Source organism: Streptomyces sp. NPDC006743, assembly GCF_040703815.1.
Taxonomy (GTDB): domain Bacteria; phylum Actinomycetota; class Actinomycetes; order Streptomycetales; family Streptomycetaceae; genus Streptomyces.
The window spans coordinates 1-19,246 of record NZ_JBEYJA010000049.1 but is presented as its reverse complement, the minus strand read 5'-3'; the positions used below and the strand labels follow the sequence as shown (position 1 = coordinate 19,246).

At 73.2% G+C, this 19,246-nt stretch carries 16 protein-coding genes; 13 read left to right on the top strand and 3 right to left on the bottom strand.

Annotated features, from left to right (window positions below):
• Positions 1–20: 20 nt before the first annotated feature.
• The 5 genes from ABZ719_RS29840 to ABZ719_RS29820 all read left to right on the top strand — a co-directional run bounded on the left by ABZ719_RS29840 (position 21) and on the right by ABZ719_RS29820 (position 4,363).
• Complete coding sequence (locus ABZ719_RS29840) at positions 21–293, top strand: phosphoribosyl-ATP diphosphatase (RefSeq protein WP_016434182.1); 273 nt, start codon at positions 21–23, stop codon at positions 291–293.
• Positions 294–345: 52 nt separating this feature from the next.
• The gene (gene hisG / locus ABZ719_RS29835) at positions 346–1,194 is read left to right on the top strand and encodes an ATP phosphoribosyltransferase (protein WP_366728265.1); all 849 of its coding nucleotides are present in this window, start codon (positions 346–348) and stop codon (positions 1,192–1,194) included.
• A 13-nt stretch (positions 1,195–1,207) separates the two neighbouring features.
• Positions 1,208–1,690, top strand: a complete 483-nt coding sequence (locus ABZ719_RS29830; RefSeq protein ID WP_366728264.1) for a PH domain-containing protein — start codon at positions 1,208–1,210, stop codon at positions 1,688–1,690.
• A 244-nt stretch (positions 1,691–1,934) separates the two neighbouring features.
• Complete coding sequence (locus ABZ719_RS29825; protein WP_366728263.1) at positions 1,935–3,281, top strand: hemolysin family protein; 1,347 nt, start codon at positions 1,935–1,937, stop codon at positions 3,279–3,281.
• Positions 3,278–4,363 (top strand): hemolysin family protein, encoded by a 1,086-nt coding sequence (locus ABZ719_RS29820; protein WP_366728262.1) that lies wholly within the window; start codon positions 3,278–3,280, stop codon positions 4,361–4,363. The genes ABZ719_RS29825 and ABZ719_RS29820 overlap by 4 nt, the downstream gene beginning before the upstream one ends.
• A 213-nt stretch (positions 4,364–4,576) precedes the next feature.
• On the opposite strand, the gene ABZ719_RS29815 is transcribed toward ABZ719_RS29820, so the two are convergent.
• On the bottom strand, positions 4,577–6,445 hold the full coding sequence (locus ABZ719_RS29815; RefSeq protein WP_366728261.1) for an AAA family ATPase: 1,869 nt from the start codon (positions 6,443–6,445) through the stop codon (positions 4,577–4,579).
• 430 nt (positions 6,446–6,875) lie between these two features.
• A complete protein-coding gene (locus ABZ719_RS29810) occupies positions 6,876–7,499 on the bottom strand; it encodes a hypothetical protein (protein ID WP_366728300.1) in 624 nt (207 codons plus the stop codon).
• 365 nt (positions 7,500–7,864) lie between these two features.
• Here ABZ719_RS29810 and ABZ719_RS29805 point away from each other — a divergent pair, with 365 nt between their 5' ends.
• From ABZ719_RS29805 to ABZ719_RS29785, 5 genes are all read left to right on the top strand, one after another.
• Positions 7,865–8,821, top strand: a complete 957-nt coding sequence (locus ABZ719_RS29805; RefSeq protein WP_366728299.1) for a hypothetical protein — start codon at positions 7,865–7,867, stop codon at positions 8,819–8,821.
• Between the two features lie 79 nt (positions 8,822–8,900).
• Positions 8,901–10,400 (top strand): amino acid permease, encoded by a 1,500-nt coding sequence (locus tag ABZ719_RS29800; RefSeq protein WP_366728260.1) that lies wholly within the window; start codon positions 8,901–8,903, stop codon positions 10,398–10,400.
• A gap of 357 nt (positions 10,401–10,757) precedes the next feature.
• A complete protein-coding gene (locus ABZ719_RS29795; RefSeq protein ID WP_366728259.1) occupies positions 10,758–12,149 on the top strand; it encodes a peptidase C39 family protein in 1,392 nt (463 codons plus the stop codon).
• Between the two features lie 199 nt (positions 12,150–12,348).
• Positions 12,349–12,501 carry an SCO1431 family membrane protein gene (locus ABZ719_RS29790; RefSeq protein ID WP_360978193.1) on the top strand — a complete coding sequence of 51 codons (153 nt, stop codon included), beginning with the start codon at positions 12,349–12,351 and terminating at the stop codon, positions 12,499–12,501.
• Positions 12,502–12,945: 444 nt separating this feature from the next.
• Positions 12,946–14,118: an acyl-CoA dehydrogenase family protein gene (locus ABZ719_RS29785; RefSeq protein WP_366728298.1), complete on the top strand. Its 1,173-nt coding sequence runs from the start codon at positions 12,946–12,948 to the stop codon at positions 14,116–14,118.
• A gap of 677 nt (positions 14,119–14,795) precedes the next feature.
• Here the strand turns inward: ABZ719_RS29785 and ABZ719_RS29780 are convergent.
• Complete coding sequence (locus ABZ719_RS29780) at positions 14,796–15,230, bottom strand: hypothetical protein (RefSeq protein WP_366728258.1); 435 nt, start codon at positions 15,228–15,230, stop codon at positions 14,796–14,798.
• Positions 15,231–15,498: 268 nt separating this feature from the next.
• On the opposite strand from ABZ719_RS29780, the gene ABZ719_RS29775 reads away from it, so the two are divergent.
• The 3 genes from ABZ719_RS29775 to ABZ719_RS29765 all read left to right on the top strand — a co-directional run bounded on the left by ABZ719_RS29775 (position 15,499) and on the right by ABZ719_RS29765 (position 19,111).
• Positions 15,499–15,939: an Lrp/AsnC family transcriptional regulator gene (locus tag ABZ719_RS29775; RefSeq protein ID WP_018570152.1), complete on the top strand. Its 441-nt coding sequence runs from the start codon at positions 15,499–15,501 to the stop codon at positions 15,937–15,939.
• A gap of 246 nt (positions 15,940–16,185) precedes the next feature.
• Entirely contained in the window at positions 16,186–17,790 is a 1,605-nt protein-coding gene (locus tag ABZ719_RS29770) for an amidohydrolase (RefSeq protein ID WP_366728257.1), read from the top strand.
• Positions 17,791–18,310: 520 nt separating this feature from the next.
• On the top strand, positions 18,311–19,111 hold the full coding sequence (locus tag ABZ719_RS29765; RefSeq protein WP_366728256.1) for a polyprenol monophosphomannose synthase: 801 nt from the start codon (positions 18,311–18,313) through the stop codon (positions 19,109–19,111).
• Positions 19,112–19,246: the final 135 nt, after the last annotated feature.

Here is a 19,246-nt window from a genome sequence, read left to right as displayed (position 1 = left end):
CGCGTAGGGTAAGCAGCACCATGTCCAAGAAGACGTTCGAGGAGCTGTTCACCGAGCTCCAGCACAAGGCCGCCCACGGCGACCCCGCCACCTCCCGCACCGCCGAACTGGTCGGCAAGGGAGTCCATGCCATCGGCAAGAAGGTCGTCGAGGAGGCGGCCGAGGTCTGGATGGCCGCCGAGCACGAGGGCAAGGAGGCGGCCGCCGAGGAGATCTCGCAGCTGCTGTACCACGTCCAGGTGATGATGGTCGCCCGCGGCATCTCCCTGGACGACGTCTACGCCCACCTGTAACCCGCCCGCCGTAAGAGCAGTTCCACCCCCTCACGCGAAGGAAGCCGACCTCATGCTGCGCATCGCCGTCCCCAACAAGGGTTCACTCTCCGGCCCTGCGGCGGACATGCTGCATGAGGCCGGCTACCAGCAGCGCCGGGAGTCCAAGGAACTGCGGATCGTCGACCCGGGCAACGAGGTGGAGTTCTTCTACCTCCGCCCCCGCGACATCGCGATCTACGTCTCCTCCGGCCGCCTCGACATCGGCATCACCGGCCGCGACCTGCTCGTGGACTCCGGCGCCAACGCGGAGGAGATCCTCCCGCTCGGCTTCGCCCGCTCCACCTTCCGCTTCGCCTCCAAGCCCGGCACGGCGAGCGGCGTGGGCGACCTGAGCGGCAAGACGGTCGCCACCTCCTACGAGGGCATCGTCGCCAAGCACCTCGCCGACAGCGGCGTCGACGCCTCCGTCGTCCACCTCGACGGCGCGGTGGAGACCGCGATCGAGCTGGGCGTCGCCGAGGTCATCGCCGACGTCGTGGAGACCGGCACCAGCCTGCGCAACGCGGGCCTGGAGGTCTTCGGCGAGCCCATCATGAAGTCCGAGGCGATCGTGATCCGGCGCACCGGGGCCGACGCCGAGGAGCCCAAGGTGCAGCAGTTCCTGCGCCGCCTCCAGGGCGTCCTGGTCGCCCGGACGTACGTGATGATGGACTACGACTGCCGGGTCGAGCAGCTGGAGAAGGCCGTCGCGCTGACCCCCGGCCTGGAGTCCCCGACCGTCTCCCCGCTGCACAACGAGGGCTGGGTCGCCGTCCGCGCGATGGTCCCCGCCAAGGACGCGCAGCGGATCATGGACGACCTGTACGCGATCGGCGCCCGCGCGATCCTGACCACGGCCATCCACGCCTGCCGCCTCTGAGGACGAACGAGCGATGTCCGACCTCCCTCCCGCCCTCCCCGTCACCTTCCGGCCCGGGCACACCCGCGCGGTGCTGCTCACCGCCGGCGTCGCGATCTTCGTCGTGATCGCGGCCGTGGCGGTCCTCCTGGAACCGCTCACCCCCGGCGAACGCGTCAGCTTCGTCTTCACCGGCGCCCTCCTCTTCGGCGTGCTCGCGCTGCTGGCGCGCCCGAAGGTGGTCGCCGACGAATCCGGCGTCACCGTGGTGAACATCACCTCCAAGCGGCACCTGGAGTGGCCGGAGGTCCTCCAGGTGAACCTGCGCCCCGGCGACCCGTGGGTCTTCCTCAATCTGAGCGACGGCACCAGCCTGCCCGCACTGGGCATCCAGCCCGGTATCGCCAGGCAGCGCGCCGTCGCCGACGCCCGCACCCTGCGCGCGCTCGTCGAGGCCCGCGCCGTCCACGACCCGGAGCAGACCCCGGGGACGGGCCCCGGACCCGTCTCGGGGTGAACCTCCGGGACGGCTCCGGGGCGTCCGCCCTGACGCATTCGGCCCGGTCTTGATTAATCTGGTGGCGGAGACGTTTCGCTGCGTCCCCGCCCCTGAGCCCCGACCGGTGCCAGGGGTTCCTGCTACCCGAGGAGTGACTCCCCCCGGCGATGGACGGATCGTCCTGCAGTACCTGCGCCGCCCCCTGCCGACATAGCGCGCACCGCGAACAAGCGGTCCGCGCGCACTTTCAGGCGGCGGCATCATGACCATCCCCCTGCTGCTCCTCGGAGCGGCTTTCCTGCTGATTCTCGCCAACGGTTTCTTCGTCGCGGCCGAGTTCGGCCTGGTGACCGTCGAGCGCCCCGACGCCGAGAGGGCCGCGGCCGAAGGCGACCGGCGGGCCCGTACGGTCGTCGAGTCGCTGGGCGAGCTGTCCTTCCAGCTCTCCGGCACCCAGCTCGGCATCACCATCACCTCCCTCGTCGTCGGCATGCTCGCCGAACCGGCACTGGCCGAGCTGCTGCACGGCCCGCTGACCGCGACCGGTCTGCCCGCGGGCGCGGTCTCCGGTGTCGCCGTGGTCGTCGGCATGCTGCTCGCCTCCGCCCTGCAGATGGTGATCGGCGAGCTGGTCCCCAAGAACTGGGCGGTGTCCCGGCCGCTGCAGGTCGCGCGCTTCGTGGCCGGCCCGCAGCACCACTTCTCGCGCCTGTTCCACCCGGTGATCGCCGCGCTGAACACGGTCGCCAACCGCCTGGTACGGGCGCTGGGCGTCGAGCCCGCCGACGAGCTGGCCTCCGCCCGCACCCCCGGCGAGCTGGTCTCGCTGGCCCGGCACTCCGCCCAGGCCGGCGCCCTGGAACAGGACACGGCCGACCTGTTCGTCCGCACCCTCTCCCTGGGCGACCTCACCGCGCAGCACGTCATGACGCCGCGCGTGAAGGTCAGCGCCCTGCAGTTCTCCGCGACCGCCGAGGACGTCGTCAACCTCACCCGGGCCACCGGCCTGTCGCGCTTCCCCGTCTACCAGGAGAAGATCGACGAGGTGGTCGGCATGGCCCATCTCAAGGACGCCCTCGCCGTCCCCGCGCACGAACGGCTGCGCACCCCCGTCGGCCGCATCGCCCGGCCCGCGCTGCTGGTCCCCGAGACCCTGCCGGTGCAGCCGCTGCTCGCTCAGTTGCGCAGCGAGCAGCCCATCGCGGTCGTCGTCGACGAGTACGGCGGCACGGCGGGCGTCGTCACCCTGGAGGACATCGTCGAGGAACTCGTCGGCGAGGTCCGCGACGAGCACGACGCCAAGGACGTGCCCGAACTCGCCCCCGCCCCGCCGGAGGACGGCCGGCCCGCCTGGGACGCCGACGGCGGCTGCCGGGTCGACCTGCTGCGGCGCATCGGCCTCGACGCGCCGGAAGGCCCCTACGAGACCGTCGCCGGACTCGTCGCCGACCTGCTGGGCCGTATCCCGGCCCCCGGCGACAGGGCCGAACTGCCCGGCTGGCGGCTGTCCGTGCGCCAGGTCGGCCACTACCGCGCGGAGCGGGTCCGGCTGGTCCGCACGGGGACCGCGGCACCCACCGCCGAGGCCGTGACGGAGGCCGCCCGATGAGCGTGCTCCAACTGGTCCTCGCCGCGCTGCTCGTGCTCGCCAACGGCTTCTTCGTCGGCGCCGAGTTCGCGCTCGTCTCCGTCCGCCGCAGCCAGATCGAACCGCTCGGCACCGCCCGAGCCCGCCAGGTGCTGCACGGCCTGGAACGGCTGCCGCAGATGATGGCCGCCGCCCAGTTCGGCATCACCGTCTGCTCGCTGACCCTGGGCGCCGTCGCCGAACCGACGGTGGCGCGGCTGCTGGAACCGGTCTTCACCCGGATGCACCTGCCCGACGGCGTGGTGCACCCGCTGGGCTACGTCATCGCGCTGGCGGCCGTGGTCTTCTTCCACCTGGTCATCGGCGAGATGGTGCCGAAGAACCTGGCGATGGCCGCACCGGAGAAGGCCGCGCTCTGGCTCGGCCCCGGCCTGGTCGCCTTCGCCCGTGTCTGCAAGCCCGTCACCGTGGCGCTCGGCGCCTGCGCCCAGGGCATCCTGCGGCTCTTCCGTGTCGAACCCAAGGACGAGGTCGAGGCCGTCTTCACCAGCGAGCAGCTCAACCGGCTCGTCGAGGACGCCGGACAGGCCGGTCTCCTCGGCCCCGAGGAGCAGGAGCGCCTGGAGGACGCCCTGGAACTGGGCTCGCGGCCCGTCCTCGACGTGCTGCTGCGCCGTGACGCGCTGGTGACCGTCCGCCCGTCGGTCACCCCCGGCGAGATCGTCGCCCTCACCGCCCGCACCGGCTACTCCCGTTTCCCGGTCGCCGCGGAGAACGGCGCCTTCATGGGCTACCTGCACGTCAAGGACGTCCTCGACCTGGAGGACTCCGACCGTGCCGTGCCGCAGCGGATATGGCGCCCGATGGCCACGCTCAGGTCCGAGCTGCCGCTGGACGACGCCCTGACGGTCATGCGCCGCGCCGCCACCCATCTGGCCCAGGTCGCGGACGCCTCCGGCAAGGTGCTCGGCGTGGTGGCCCTGGAGGACGTACTGGAACTCCTCGTCGGCGAGGTCCGCGACCCCGCCCACCGGACGGCCCCGGAGATCCGGCTCACGGAACCCCGGGTCAGCGGAGAACCGGAACAGGCCCTGGCGACCTGAGCCGCCGTCGCCACGTGAGCCCACGGCCGCCCGGCGGCCGTGGGCTCACGTGTGCGCCGGGCCGCGTGTGCGCCGGGCCGCGTGTGCGCCGGGCCGCGTGTGCGCCGGGCCGCGTGTGCGCCGGGCCGCGTGTGCGCCGGGCCGCGAGGGCGGCCGGTCCGGCGCAGGAGACGTCGCGAGCGCGGAAGTGCCGGGTGGCTCCCGGCGGTGCCGTCACAGGGCCGACGGGTCCTGGGGGCCCCGGCCCGACAGCACCTCCCCGTACGCCTGCATCAGGTCCGGCAGGCGCAGGGTCGCCAGGTCGTCCCGGGTCAGGGTGCCCGGGTAGCCGGACAGGCGCAGATCCCGGTACGCGCAGCTCTTCTCGTACAGGGTGCGCAGGAAGCGGCCGTTGCCCAGTTCGTCGATCCACCCCTGGTCGACCACGTGCCCGGCGATGGAGCGCAGCTCGTCCAGGGCCTCGTCGTCCCAGCGGTCGCCGTTCTCCGCGGCGAGCACCTTGCCGATCTCGGTGAGTTCCTGGGGGCGGTACGACGGGAAGTCCACCCGGGTGGTGAAACGGGAGGACAGGCCGGGGTTGGCGGCGAGGAGACGGTCCATGCCCTCGGGGTAGCCGGCCAGGATGACCACCAGGTGGTCGCGGTTGTCCTCGGCCCGCTTCAGCAGCACCTGGAGTGCTTCGTCGCCGTACGCGTCGCCCTTGCCGTACCCCGAGTTGGACAGGGAGTACGCCTCGTCGACGAAGAGGACCCCGCCGATGGCGGAGTCGATCAGCTCGTTGGCCTTGACCGCGGTCTGGCCCAGGTACTCGCCGACCAGGTCGGCCCGCTGCGCCTCCACCAGGTGGTCGCCGCCGAGCAGCCCGAGCGCGTAGAAGACCCGGCCGAGGATCCGGGCCACCGTGGTCTTGCCGGTGCCCGAGGGGCCGGAGAAGACGAAGTGGCGTTTCGGCGGCTGGACGGGCAGCCCCTGCCCGGCGCGCAACCGGGCCATGTTCAACTGGGCCGACAAGGCCTTCACCTGGCGCTTGACCGGTTCCAGCCCCACCATGCGCTCCAGTTCGGCGAGCGCCTGTTCGAGTAAGGCGGGGTCCGTCGGCCCGCTGGGCAGCGGGCCGACGGCGACCGCGCCCCGCTGACGCACCGCCGGACCGGCGGGGGAGGGGAAGGGGCCGGCGGCGGGCGGTTCCGCATCGTCGAGTCTGAGGTCCCGGCCCTCCGCACCGAAGAGCGGATCAAGGACGTCCGGGCCGTCCACGCTGTCCTGGCCGGCCCCGGCGAGCGTGATCGCCGCGAAATCGGCGGCCTCGTCGTCGTAGCCGTCGCCCTCGGCGATCGCCGCGAGCCGTGCCGAGGTGTCCATGAAGGCGGGGTCGACCCGGTGCACCGCCCGGTACAGGGGCAGCGCGGCGGCGCTGCGGCCGGTGCCCTCGTGCGCCCTGGCCAGCCAGTACCGCAGCTCCTTGCGCTGCGGCTGCTCGCTGCGGCACCGCATCAGCGCGGCCGACAGCAGCGGCTCGGCCTGCCCGTACATCTCCAGCCGGACCCGGGCCATGCCGCCGAACAGACCGGCCTCGATGCCGAGCATCGGATCGTCGACGAGCGGGTCGGTGTGCCGTACCAGCTGCTCCCAGTCCTTGATCAGGTAGGCGCGGCAGGCGTGCAGGAAACGGACGTGGGCGTCGGCGTCCACCGGCGGCAGACCGGCCAGCGCCCGGTCCAGCTCGGGCACGTGGCGTCCGTCCAGCCAGTGCGAGGCGTGCGCGAGCAGCAGATCGCGGGGACTCTCCAGCACGGGCTGCACCCACCAGCCCAGCCAGTACCAGGAGTTGAGGGTGCGCCGGTGCCGGGTGCGCTGTTCGCCGAAGCGGTCCCGGTGCCGGAACATCCTGAGCAGCGCGGTGGTCGTGTCGACGCGCAGCGCGTGCAGCCCGAGCCACCCGTCCGCCATCCCCGGGTCCATCTCCACCGCGGCCCGGAACTCCTCCTCGGCCTGCGGGTAGGCGCCCATCGCGTAGGCGTCCACACCGCGCAGCCAGGCCAGGTCGGCCGGGGCCTCGGGGCCCTGCGTGCCGAAGTCCATCACGTCCCCCACAGACCGTGCCCCCGTAGGTTCGCCGCCGGACCGCCGCCCGGTGGCTGCCTTGGTCGAACCGCTGCTGCGCGGACCGGAGTTGCAGGTGCGCGAAGCAGTCGTTCGAAGGTCGCACCGAGGGCATGGTACCTGCGGGATCGCCGCCCGCCGAAGGGTGCGGCACACGCTGTTCGGCGGGACGGAAGCGGAAGCGGTTCGCCCGGATCGGTGACCGAGGGTGATCGAATGGAGCCGCGCGGCGTCCGGATAGCGGTGCGCGGGCAGAACGAAGCCCCCGGTCACGGGGGAACAACCGGGGGCTTCGTGTTTGCGGGCGGTCCGCGATGACCGCACATTGAGAACGTAAGACCTGTACGGGCCCCGGGTCAAGCGAAGTTGGGACACTTGGCCAAGTTCCCTCACGGCGGTCTTCACAAGTTCAGCACATTGCCGACGACCCCTCACCCTCCGTAGCGATCTGGTCCGGTCCAACCCGTCCGGAAGGCCCCGGCAGCACCTCGTAGCCGTGCCCGGACTGCCGCACCAGGAGGTCCGCGAAGGGCCGGGAGGGGTCCTCGGCGAAGTGCCGGCGCTCCGCCTCGACCCAGTCCGCCCAGAACTCCCGCTGCTCCGCCCCGTCCCGCGCCCGTCCGCGCCTCCAGGACTCCTCGCGCGGCAGCTCCATCCACAGCAGCCGGGCCAGGTGGGGGCGCAGGGCCCGGCGGCCCGCCCCCACGCCCTCGACGAGGACGACGGGCGCCGGCGCCAGCGCGCGCGTGGCCGGGCCGAAGCGCCGGGCCCGCCAGTCGTAGGGGGCGTAGTGCGCCGTCAGGCCCCGGGCGAGCGGGGCGACGACCTCGGTCAGCAGCCGCCCGTCCCACGCGAACAGTTCCTCGTGGCCGGAGACGTCGTCCAGGTGCAGGACGGGAGCACCGCCCAGCGCCACGGACAGCCGGGCGGTGAAGGTGGACTTCCCGGAACCGGCGTGTCCGTCGACGCCGACCAGGCGGACGGGCCCGCAGGACGGCGGGAGGCGGCGCAGACGGTCGGCGAGGGTGTGAATGGCTCTTCCCGGGGCTGGAGTGAGGGGGGCGGGCGAAGGGCGGGGTGAGAGGCGGGCCGGGGCGGGGACGGGTCCTGGCGGGGTGCGGATGTGGTGGCATATTTCCCGGGAACATTCTAGTGACCGGTCGGACCGGACGTCCGTGTCACCGCCCGAGTCAACACCGTGAACACCAGCCGCAATGCCCTTCGGTACACCCGCCGCGGTGCCCTTCGGAACACCCGTGGCGGTGCCCCCGAGTACCGCTGAATACCCGGCTAATCCCGGGGTGAACATGTCGAAAATCGCGTTCCGGTTGTGCTCCGTGATGAGTAAAGTGCCGGAAGCGCACTGTGAGGTGCCGTGCGGTGACCGACAGGGGGAAGATGGCCGCTGGGTTATTCGACGGGCAGTACGTCTGGCACCCCGCGGCGGACGACCGCGTCCTGGCCGGCGTGTGCGTCGACATCCGGGCCGGCCGCTGGGCGAGCGCCCGCGCCGCCCTCGCCGAGACACGTGACGACTTCGCGCTGCGGGCCCACCGCTCCCTGGTGCTGGCCTCGGAGGCCGCCGACTCCGACCTCGCCGAACGCTGGCTGGCCGAGGAGCCCGGGCCCGAGTCGGCCCTGGTGTGGGCGCGGGTGGCGGTGCACCGGGCGCTGCGCGCGGCCGACGCCGGCGACGAGCGGGCCGCCGCGCTGGAGCGGATAGCGCTCTCGGCCTGCGAACGGGCCTCGGCGGTGGACCCCGCCGACCCCACGCCCTGGGCGGCCAAACTGGCCATGGCCCGGCTGCACCGGCTGCGCGACCCGGCGCCGCAGGGGCTGCTGACCGCCCCGCCCGGCCCCTGGCGACTGTTCGCGCACGTCCTGTCCCTGGACCCCTGGCACCGCGAGGCCCACCACCGATTTCTGGCCTTCTTCTTCACCCGGCACGGCGGCTCGGTCAACGCGGCCTGGGACGTCGCCGCCTTCCTGAGCCAGCGCGCGCCCGCCGACTCCGCGCTGCGGCTGCTGCCGCTGGTCGCCCTCGTGGAGAGCTACGACGCCTCGCAGTCGCTCGCGGACCGGGTCTGGGAGCAGCCCCAGTGGCGCTCCGCCGCCCTCGCGGTCTACCGCAACTGGCTTCCCACGGTGTCCGGTTACCGGTTCACGCCGGTGCTCGACCTGGCCTACCTGGCCCATGCGCTGGTGCTGGCCGGGTGCGAGTTCGAGGCCCGCGCGGTCCTGACCGCCATGGGCCCCTACGCCTCACGGATGCCCTGGTGCGTCTTCGGCGACCCCGTGGAGCAGTTGTCCCGGGCACGGCGGGCCTGCGGCCTCCCGGTGCCCTCGTCCCCCTGACCCTCGCACCACCCCCCCCACGAGAGGAAGGCCGACCGTGTCGGAACGGATACAACTCCCGCGCGCCAGAACCCGCGGCATGGCTGACCCGAGGGCGCTCGACGACGACGCGACCCTGCACGCGATGGGTTATCCGAGGAAACTCACCCGGCGTTTCAAGGCGTTCGACAATTTCGCGATCTCCTTCACCATCATCAACATCATCTCCGGGATCTTCTCCTCCTTCGGATTCGGTATGAACGCGGGCGGCCCCCGTATTCTCGTGTTCGGCTGGATCGGTGTCTCCGTCATGGTGCTGTTCGTCGGCGCGGCGATGGGAGAGGTCGCCTCCGCCTATCCCACGAGCGGCGCGCTGTATTTCTCCGCTGGGAAACTCGCCAAGCGGCACAAAGGGGCCTGGTCCTGGTTCACCGGCTGGCTGAACTTCGTCGGCCAGGTCGGCGGTACCGCGGCCACCGGGTACGCGGCGGCCACCTTCATCCAGGCCTTCGTCGCCCTCCAGTGGACCTCCTACCGGCCGACCGCGCACCAGACGGTGCTGATCACCGCGCTCGTCATCGTGCTCCAGGGGCTGGCCAACACGTACACGGTCCAACTGGTCGCGGTCCTGAACCGGATCTCGGTGTGGTGGCTGCTGATCGGGATGGTGGTCATCGTGACCGCGCTGGTCGCCGTTCCCGGCGATCACCGTCCGGTGTCCTTCGTCACGCATTTCGCGAACAACACCGGTTTCACGAGCGGGCTTTACGGAGGGCTGCTCGGGCTGCTGGTCACCAGCTGGACCTTCACCGGCTTCGACGGCAGCTTCCACATGTCCGAGGAAACGGTCCAGGCGACCGTCAACGCACCCCGGGGCATCGTCCGCGCCATCGGCTATTCGGCGGTCACCGGCCTGATCCTCATGCTCGCGCTCGTCTACAGCATTCGTGACTACGCGCGCGTGGCGGGCGCGGACGCACCGCCCGTCCAGATCCTCATCGACGCGCTCGGCCTGGGCGCGGCGAAAGCCATGCTGCTGATCGTCATCGGGGCCATGCTCTTCTGCGGCCTGGCCAACCTCACCAGCAACACCCGGCAGATCTTCGCCTTCTCACGGGACGGCGCCATGCCCGGCTCCCGCTGGTGGCACTCGGTCTCCCCGCGCACCCGCACGCCCGTCAAGGCCGTCTGGCTCGCGGTCGTCTGCTCCCTGGCGCTGGTCCTGCCCGGCTGGTGGTCGCACACGGCCTTCACCGCCATCGTCAGCGTCAACGTCGTCGGGCTCTTCCTCGCCTACGCCGTCCCGATCCTGCTGAGGCTGCGGCTGGGCGACGAGTTCCAGCCGGGTCCCTGGCACCTGGGCCGCTGGGGCCGCCCGGTCGGTGTCGTGGCGGTCACCTGGATCGTGCTGAGCAGCGTGCTGTTCATGCTGCCGCAGGCCTCGCCGATCACCGCCGATTCGTTCAACTACGCCCCCATCGCCCTGGCCGCCGTCCTGCTCGTCGCCACGGTCTGGTGGTTCGCCACCGCCCGCCGCCGCTTCCAGGGCCCGGTCAGCTACGGCCGCCCCGACGAGGTCGCCGCGATGGACCTGATCTGACGGGGCGCCGGAACCGTTCAGGGCGGTGCCGGAACCGCTGCGGTGGTGCGTAAGGCGCCGGGCGCCGGTGCCGGTCCGGGCGCCGTGACGGGTCCGGGCCGGGGCGGTCGGGGTGCCGCCCGGCGGTGGCCGCCGTCCCCGTCCGGGCCCCCGGCAGAGCGTGCGCCGGGCTCCCGCGGGGCAGCCGGAGAGGCGGGCGGGCCGGGGACGGCGTGCCAGTGGTGGAGACCAATATTGCTGGGCGCGGCGCGTGGTGAAGTGCTGGCAGGAGACGGTCGCCGCCGCCATAGTGGGGGCGCATCGCCGTGCACGGACCGGCCATCCGCCCCGACTCGGACACCTGGGGGTCTTCCACCCATGAGCGGACCCGATCAGCCCACCCGCAGATCCGTTCTGGCCGCCGCGGTCGTCGCCGCCGTCGCAGGTGGCGCGGCCCCGGCCGCCGCCCAAGCGGCCGGAGGGACCACCGCCCCCGCCGCCGGACGCCGTCCGCCCGGCGCCGTGGGCGGCTCCGCCCGCCCGGCCGACTACCGTGCCTGGACCACGTACACCGACTGGCGCGCGGGCGCCCGCGACGGCACCCGCGCGGTGGCCGGCGCCCGCCCGGGCCTGGAGATCGCCGCCCCCCGCGGCACCACCGACTACACCGACCCGCACACCGGCACCACCGCCACGTGGGAGTACGCCACCTGGACCGGTCCGCTCCACCGGCTCCCCGTCCCCGCGACGGAGGCCGTCGCCTCCTGGAACGCGCACACCCCGGCCGGCACCTGGCTCCAGGTGGAGCTGCGGGGCACGTACTCGGACGGCACCGACACCCCCTGGTACGTGATGGGCCGCTGGGCCGCCGGCGACCAGGACATCAGGCGCACCTCCGTCGACGGACAGAGCGACGGCCGCAGCACGGTCTGGACGGACACCTTCTCCGTCGACGACCCCTCCTCCGGCCTGCGGCTGGCCGCCTACCGGCTGCGCCTCACCCTCTACCGCAGGCCCGGCACCCAGCTCACCCCGACCGTCTGGCGCGTCGGTGCCATGGGCTCCGACATCCCCGACCGCTTCACCGTGCCCGCCTCGGCCCCCGGACGCGTGGGTGCGGAACTCACCGTCCCGCGGTACTCGCAGGAGATCCACGCGGGCCAGTACCCGCAGTACGACAACGGCGGCGAGGCCTGGTGCAGCCCCACCTCCTCGCAGATGATCGTCGAGTACTGGGGCGGCCGGCTCACCCCCGCCCAACTGTCATGGGTGGACCCCTCCTACGCCGACCCGCAGGTCTGCCACGCGGCGCGCTCCACCTACGACTACCAGTACGCGGGCTGCGGCAACTGGCCCTTCAACGCGGCCTACGCGGCGACGTTCAAGGACCTGCAGGGCGTCGTCACCCGGCTCGGCTCCCTCACCGACCTGGAGACGCTGATCGCGGCCGGCGTCCCGGCCATCACCTCGCAGTCCTTCCTCAAGAGCGAACTGACCGGAGCGGGATACGGCACCTCCGGCCACCTGATGACGGTCATCGGCTTCACCGCCGACGGGGACGTGATCGCCAACGACCCCGCCTCGCCGAGCGACGAGGCGGTCCGGCGCGTCTACCGGCGCCGGGAGTTCGAGAACATCTGGCTGAGGACCAAGCGGTACAACGCCTCCGGCAAGGTCGTCTCCGGCAGTGGTGGCGTCTGCTACCTGTACTTCCCGGCGCACCCCACGCCCCGCCAGCGCGCGGCGCTCGAGGCGGTGGGCGTGCGCTGACCGGACCGGCGTCGGCCGGCAGGCGGGGCCCCGGGCGCCCGGGACCCCGCCTGCGGGGACCGGACCGCCGGTGAGCGCCGGTCCCCGCCTGTGAGCAAGGTCTCCGCCGCACGAGGTGTCGCCGGTGGCAAGGTGGAGACGAGGCGGGCGCCGAGCCCGCGGGGGATTCCACACCGCACGTCCGACCCTGCGAGAGACCATGACCGCTCCTTCGGCCACCGCCACACCCGCCCGCGTCCGCACCGGTGGCCCCCGGGACGACGGCGACGGGCCCAAGGTCCTCGAGCACGTCCTCGGCTGGACCCTCGTCGTGGTGATCGCCATGCTCGTCGCCCAGCTCGGACTGCTGTGACCCCTCGATCGCCCGGCAGGACCGGACCGCCGAAGACCTGATCCACCCCACGCCGGGCACGACCCCGCCGCCTGCCGCACGACCGTCCCCGGCTCTCCCGCGACACCGCGCGCACCCCGAGCGAAGACCCTGGGCGGCACGCTCCGCGATCGAGGAGACCGCCCCCGTCCGTCCGGTCCCCGCGGCCGCCCGTCGACACCCCACGACCGCCTACGGGAACCGCTGATCACCGCTCCCGGCACACCGCTTCACCCTTTCTTGAAGTAAGCGGTCGTTAACCGGTGACTCCCTGCCTCCGATCGGGCATACTCACAGCGCACAGCCGCTGGTCAGCCGCTTCCGTGACCCGGGAGGACGAACATCGGCCGGCCCGAGGAAGACCCCGGCGGAGCCGCCCCACAGGGTGCCTGTCCGCCAGTGCCCGACAGGGAGGAGAGCGTCGCCATGCCCGACCGCGCCCCGCAGCCGGTGGACCGGCAACTGCCCACGGACGAGGCCCGGGACCTGATCTCGCTCGTCCGCGACATCGCGCAGCACGAGATCGCCCCGAAGGCGGCCGAGGAGGAGGACGCCGGGCGCTTCCCGCGCGACGTCTTCACCCTGCTGTCCCGCTCCGGACTGCTCGGCCTGCCCTTCGAATCCGAGTACGGCGGCGGCGACCAGCCCTACGAGGTGTACCTCCAGGTCCTGGAGGAGCTGGCGGCGGCCCGCCTCACCGTCGGACTCGGCCTGAGCGTGCACTCCCTGGCCGCCTACGGGCTCGCCGCGTACGGCACCAAGGAACAGCGGACCGAGCATCTGCCCGCGATCCTCGGCGGCGGACTGCTCGGCGCCTACGCCCTGTCCGAACCGGCCTCCGGCTCCGACGCCGCCTCGCTGCGCACCAAGGCCGTCCGCGAGGGCGACGCATGGGTGATCACCGGCACCAAGTCCTGGATCACCCATGGCGGCATCGCCGACTTCTACACCGTCATGGCCCGCACGGGCGAAGAGGGCCCGCGCGGGATCACGGCCTTCCTGGTGCCGGGCGACGCGGAGGGTCTGAGCGCCGCGGCACCGGAGAAGAAGATGGGCCTGAAGGGCTCGCCGACCGCACAGATCCACCTCGACGGGGTGCGGGTCCCCGACACCCGCCGGCTCGGCGAGGAGGGCCAGGGCTTCACCATCGCGCTGGCGGCCCTCGACTCGGGACGGCTCGGCATCGCGGCCTGCGCCATAGGCCTCGCCCAGGCGGCACTCGACGAGGCGGTCGCCTACGCCACCGACCGGCGGCAGTTCGGACGGCCGATCGCCGACTTCCAGGGGCTGCGCTTCATGCTCGCCGACATGGCGACGCAGATCGAGGCGGGCCGGTCGCTGTACCTGACGGCGGCGCGGCTGCGCGACGCGGGACGGCCGTTCGCGCGGCAGGCGGCCATGGCCAAGATGTTCTGCACGGACGCGGCCATGAAGGTGACGACCGACGCCGTCCAGGTGCTCGGCGGGTACGGCTACACCGCGGACTTCCCGGTCGAACGCTACCTGCGGGAGGCCAAGGTGCTGCAGATCGTCGAGGGGACCAACCAGATCCAGCGGATGGTCATCGCCCGTCACGTCGCGGGTCCCGAGACCCGCTGAACTGCCCGAGGCCGAGCAGGGGCGCCGCCAGCCGGACCCATTCCGGGTCGTGGCGCCCCGGCAGAGTACGGCCCCGGTCGGCCCAGGTGCGCATCAGGTCGCGGTAGATCGGCGGGTCCGGGAGCTGCGGGGGCGCGGGCGGAACCAGTTCCGCGGGCGGCGGCACGAAGATGCGACGCCGACGTCCGGCTGCCGGAGGAATGGCGGTCATACCCGGGCAACGCGCCGCACGGCGGACAGGTCACCGCCGGGGGGAATCGAGCGTGAGTCCAGCGGCGTCCGGTCCGAGGTCCCCGGCTGCGAGAAGACCCGGGCCGCGCCTCTTCCGGTACGCCGCCGGCTCTTCGGCGTCGCGTGCCGTCGGCGCCCACCGGCACGTCCGCGCCGATCGGTGCGCCCGTGGTCAGCGATGCCCCCGTGCTCACCGATGTGTCCGTGCGTATGGGCACGTCCGTGTCCATCGGTGCGCCGTGGTCAGCCACTCAGCCGTGCCTCACCCATGCGCCCTGTCCACCGGCACGTCCGCGCCGATCGGTGCGCCCGTGGTCAGCGACGCACCCGTGCCCACCGGGCCGCCCACGCCGATCGCGGCACGCCCGTGCACGCCGGTTCCGCACCACGGCGCCGGTGCGCCATGGTGCGGACGGAGTGGCTGGGGCGGGCGGCCGGGCGGGTGGTCAGGCGGCCTGGCGGCGCATCGCCGGTACCCGCATCGGGCGCGAACCGGGGCCGCCCACGTGCGAGAAGGGCTGCATCCGCCAGTCGAGTCCCTGGGGGAGCGTCAGCAGCAGGGCCGTCTGCTGCTCCTGCGGGCCGTCGAACTCGTCCGCCGGCCGCGCCTCGTCGGCCTTGCGCCCGGTACCGGCGCAGACGGTGAGTCCGAACGGGTTCCACGGCGAGGCGCACAGCGCGTGCTCCGGCAGGATCTCCTCGTCCGCCAGCAGCGCGATGGGCTGCGCGCACTCCGGGCAGATCACCCGGAACATCTCGAAGGTGTCGTAGGCGTCGGTGCCCTCGCCGAACTCGTCGGGTTCGACGCCCTCCGGCTGCGGCTCGACGGCCGGCTGCTGCCGCTTGGGCACAGATCGACCAGGGCGCTTGAGACTCTGCATGGGATGCTCCCCCTAAAGGCTGGGCCGTGAAGGCGCTGCGGCCTGGACCACAGCAAGCACTTCCCGCCCGCTCTCGGCGGTAATCACGAGAACATCACGAAGAGCGACCGGTTGTTGTGGCGTTGGTCACATGCCGGTCGTGGATGCCCCGCGCGACCGGTTTGTCCCCCGGGTGGCCGACCGGCCGCCGCCGGACTGCGCGCGAAGGGGCATGACCTGGGCCGCCGAGGTATCCGAGGAGATCAAGCGCACTGTAGGTTCTTGCGCCATGGAGGAGCTGGACCGACAGATCGTGCAGCTGCTCGTCAAGGACGGGCGGATGAGCTACACCGACCTGGGCAAGGCCACGGGCCTGTCCACGTCGGCCGTGCACCAGAGGGTGCGGCGGCTGGAGCAGCGTGGCGTCATCCGCGGGTACGCGGCGGTCGTCGACGCCGAGGCCGTCGGGCTGCCCATGACCGCCTTCATCTCGGTCAAACCCTTCGACCCCAGCGCACCGGACGACATCGCGGACCGGCTCGCGGGCGTGCCGGAGATCGAGGCCTGCCACAGCGTGGCCGGTGACGAGAACTACATCCTCAAGGTGCGCGTCGCCACGCCGCACGAACTGGAGGAACTGCTGGCCCGGGTGCGGACCCTGGCCGGGGTGTCGACCCGGACCACGGTGGTCCTGTCGACCCCGTACGAGGCGCGCCCCCCGCGCATCTGACCGGCCCCGCCAGCGGCGGCCGGCCGTTACCTGCCGCTTCGGCCGGCCCGGGGCGGTTCCGGCGCCGTTCCGGCCGGTCCGCTGCCGTTCGGGTCGCCGGGCCCGGTTCCGGCGTCGTCCGGACCCCTCCCGTCGGGCTCCGGCCCCGCTCCGGCGGTTCCGGTGCCGCTCCGGGGCGGTCGGGCGCGCCGCGCGGGTACCGCCCTGCGTGCCGGGCGGCCCGGGGGAGGGGCGAGACTGGTGCCCATGAGTGAGCGCACCGCCGAACCGCAGACCGTCCTTCTCCGCCGCGGCGAGGTCCACAGTCCCGCCGACCCGTTCGCCACCGCGATGGTCGTCGAGGCGGGACACGTCGCCTGGGTCGGCTCCGAGGGCGCGGCCGACGCCTTCGCGGACGGGGTCGACGAGGTCGTCGACCTGGACGGGGCCCTGGTCACCCCGGCGTTCACCGACGCCCACGTGCACACCACGGCCACCGGCCTCGCGCTCACCGGACTCGACCTGTCCGCCGCCCCCTCCCTGGAGGGGGCCCTGGCCCGGGTGCGGGACTTCGCCGCCGCCCGGCCGGACGACCGGGTCCTGCTCGGCCACGGCTGGGACGCGGCCCGCTGGCCCGGCGGCCGTCCCCCGACGCGCGCGGAACTCGACGAGGCCACCGGGGGCCGCCCGCTCTACCTCAGCCGGATCGACGTCCACTCCGCGGTCGTCACCACCGCCCTGCTCGACCTCGTCCCGTCGGTCCGCGGACCGGTGGACGGCCCGCTGACCGCCGACGCCCACCACGCCGTGCGGGCCGCCGCGTTCGCCGCCGTCACGCCCGCCCAGCGCGCCGAGGCGCAGCGTGCGGCGCTGGCCCGGGCCGCCTCCCTGGGCATCGGCTCCGTGCACGAGTGCGGCGGCCCTGACATCTCCTCCGAGGACGACTTCACGGGTCTGCTGCGCACGGCCGCCGAGGAACCGGGCCCGCGGGTCGTCGGCTACTGGGCCGAGGCGGACGCCGACAAGGCGCGGCAGCTCGGGGCGCTGGGCGCGGCCGGGGACCTGTTCGTCGACGGCTCCATCGGCTCCCACACCGCCTGCCTGCACGCCCCGTACGCCGACGCGGCCCACACCGGCAGCGCCTACCTCGACGCGGACGCCGTCGCCTCCCACGTCACCGCGTGCACCGAGGCGGGCCTGCAGGCCGGGTTCCACGCCATCGGGGACGCCGCGGTCGGCACGGTCGTCGAGGGGGTGCGGGCCGCCGCCGACAAGCTCGGCCTGGCTCGCGTCCGCGCCGCCCGGCACCGCGTCGAACACGCCGAGATGCTCACCCCGGAGACCGTCGCGGCCTTCGCCGAGCTGGGACTGACCGCGTCCGTCCAGCCCGCCTTCGACGCGCTGTGGGGCGGTGAGGACGGCATGTACGCCCAGCGCCTGGGCGTCGAGCGGGCCCGGACCCTCAACCCGTTCGCCGCGCTGCTGCGGGCCGGTGTCCCGCTCGCCCTCGGCTCCGACAGTCCCGTCACCCCGCTCGACCCGTGGGGCACGGTCCGCGCGGCCGCCTTCCACCGCACCCCCGAGCACCGGGTCTCCGTGCGGGCCGCCTTCACCGCCCACACCCGCGGCGGCTGGCGGGCCGTCGGCCGCGACGACGCCGGGGTCCTGGTGCCGGGCGCCGTGGCGGACTACGCGGTGTGGCGCACCGGCGAGCTGGTCGTCCAGGCCCCGGACGACCGCGTCGCCCGCTGGTCGACGGACCCCCGCTCCGGCACCCCCGGCCTGCCCGACCTCGGCGAGGGCCGTGACCTGCCCGTCTGCCTGCGGACCGTGGTGGGGGGCCGGACCGTCTTCGTACGGCCGGGCGAGTGATCTCCCGGTGCGGCGCGGCGGCGAGGATCCCCCGCCGCCCGCTCGCGCGACCTGCGCATCCTCGGCACCGGCCGGGCGGCGCCGGGCTCCCCGGCGGGCCGGGCCGCTGTTTGACAGGCGACGGCAGGGGGCCGGTAGGTTCTGCCGGGTCCACCACCGGACGCCCGACCGGGGAACTTCCGTACCCGCGTCGCAGTGCCGCTGGGTCAGGGACGGTGTGCCGCACCGGGTCACCGTCACTGGGAGCCAGGCTCAGCGTCCGCGTCGGCGGGGGAAGGTTCCGGACGGTCGGCAAGGTGTGACCCGGGTGGGGCCCGGTCGCTCAGTAGACAACGGCTTTCGGTCGATCCGCAGCCAGCGGGTACCAGGTCGGCCCGAAGGGCACCGGGCCCCCATTCCGAAAAAGAGAGTTCTTACCCAGCTCTGGTCGAATCGACACCACCGAACGGACGTGGTGTCACATCCTCGCAGGCCCTGGCCACTATGGTGGTCCCCTGCGTACGGACATGAAGGGGCAGTAGTGAACCACGGCGACGGCACCCCCGCGGCTGGGTCCCAGGAGAGGCGGTTCGGTCCGCTAGGCACCGCGTTGGTGATCATTCCGACCTACAACGAGGCGGAGAACATCACCACGATCGTGGGCCGGGTCCGCAAGGCCGTCCCCGACGCGCACGTCCTGGTGGCCGACGACAACAGCCCCGACGGCACGGGCAAGCTCGCCGACGAGCTGGCCGCGGAGGACGGGCACGTCCACGTACTGCACCGCAAGGGCAAGGAAGGCCTCGGCGCCGCCTACCTCGCTGGCTTCCGCTGGGGGCTCGAGCGCGACTACGGCGTCCTCGTCGAGATGGACGCCGACGGCTCCCACCAGCCCGAGGAGCTTCCCCGGCTGCTGACCGCCCTCAAGGGCGCCGACCTGGTCCTCGGCTCCCGCTGGGTGCCGGGCGGCCGCGTGGTCAACTGGCCGAAGTCCCGCGAGTTCCTCTCCCGCGGCGGCAGCACCTACTCGCGCCTCATGCTCGACGTGCCGATCCGCGACGTGACCGGCGGTTACCGGGCGTTCCGGCGGGAGACCCTGGAGGGGCTGGGCCTCGACGAGGTGGCCTCGCAGGGGTACTGCTTCCAGGTCGACCTGGCCAGGCGCGCGATCAAGGCCGGCTTCCACGTCGTCGAGGTGCCGATCACGTTCGTGGAGCGGGAACTGGGCGACTCCAAGATGAGCCGGGACATCGTCGCGGAGGCGCTGTGGCGGGTCACCTCCTGGGGCGTGGGCGAGCGCGTGACCAGGCTCACCGGCCGGGGCGGCGGCTCACAGGCGTAGCCGCCCGCGCCGGCGCTGCCCTCTTAGAGCTGCGAACAATAGGGGCGCCCGGCTCGCGACGCCCGGCACGCACGCTCGCGGCGTTGCCGAAAGGCCCTGGTAGCTCCGCTACAAGGACCTTCCGGCGCCTTGCGA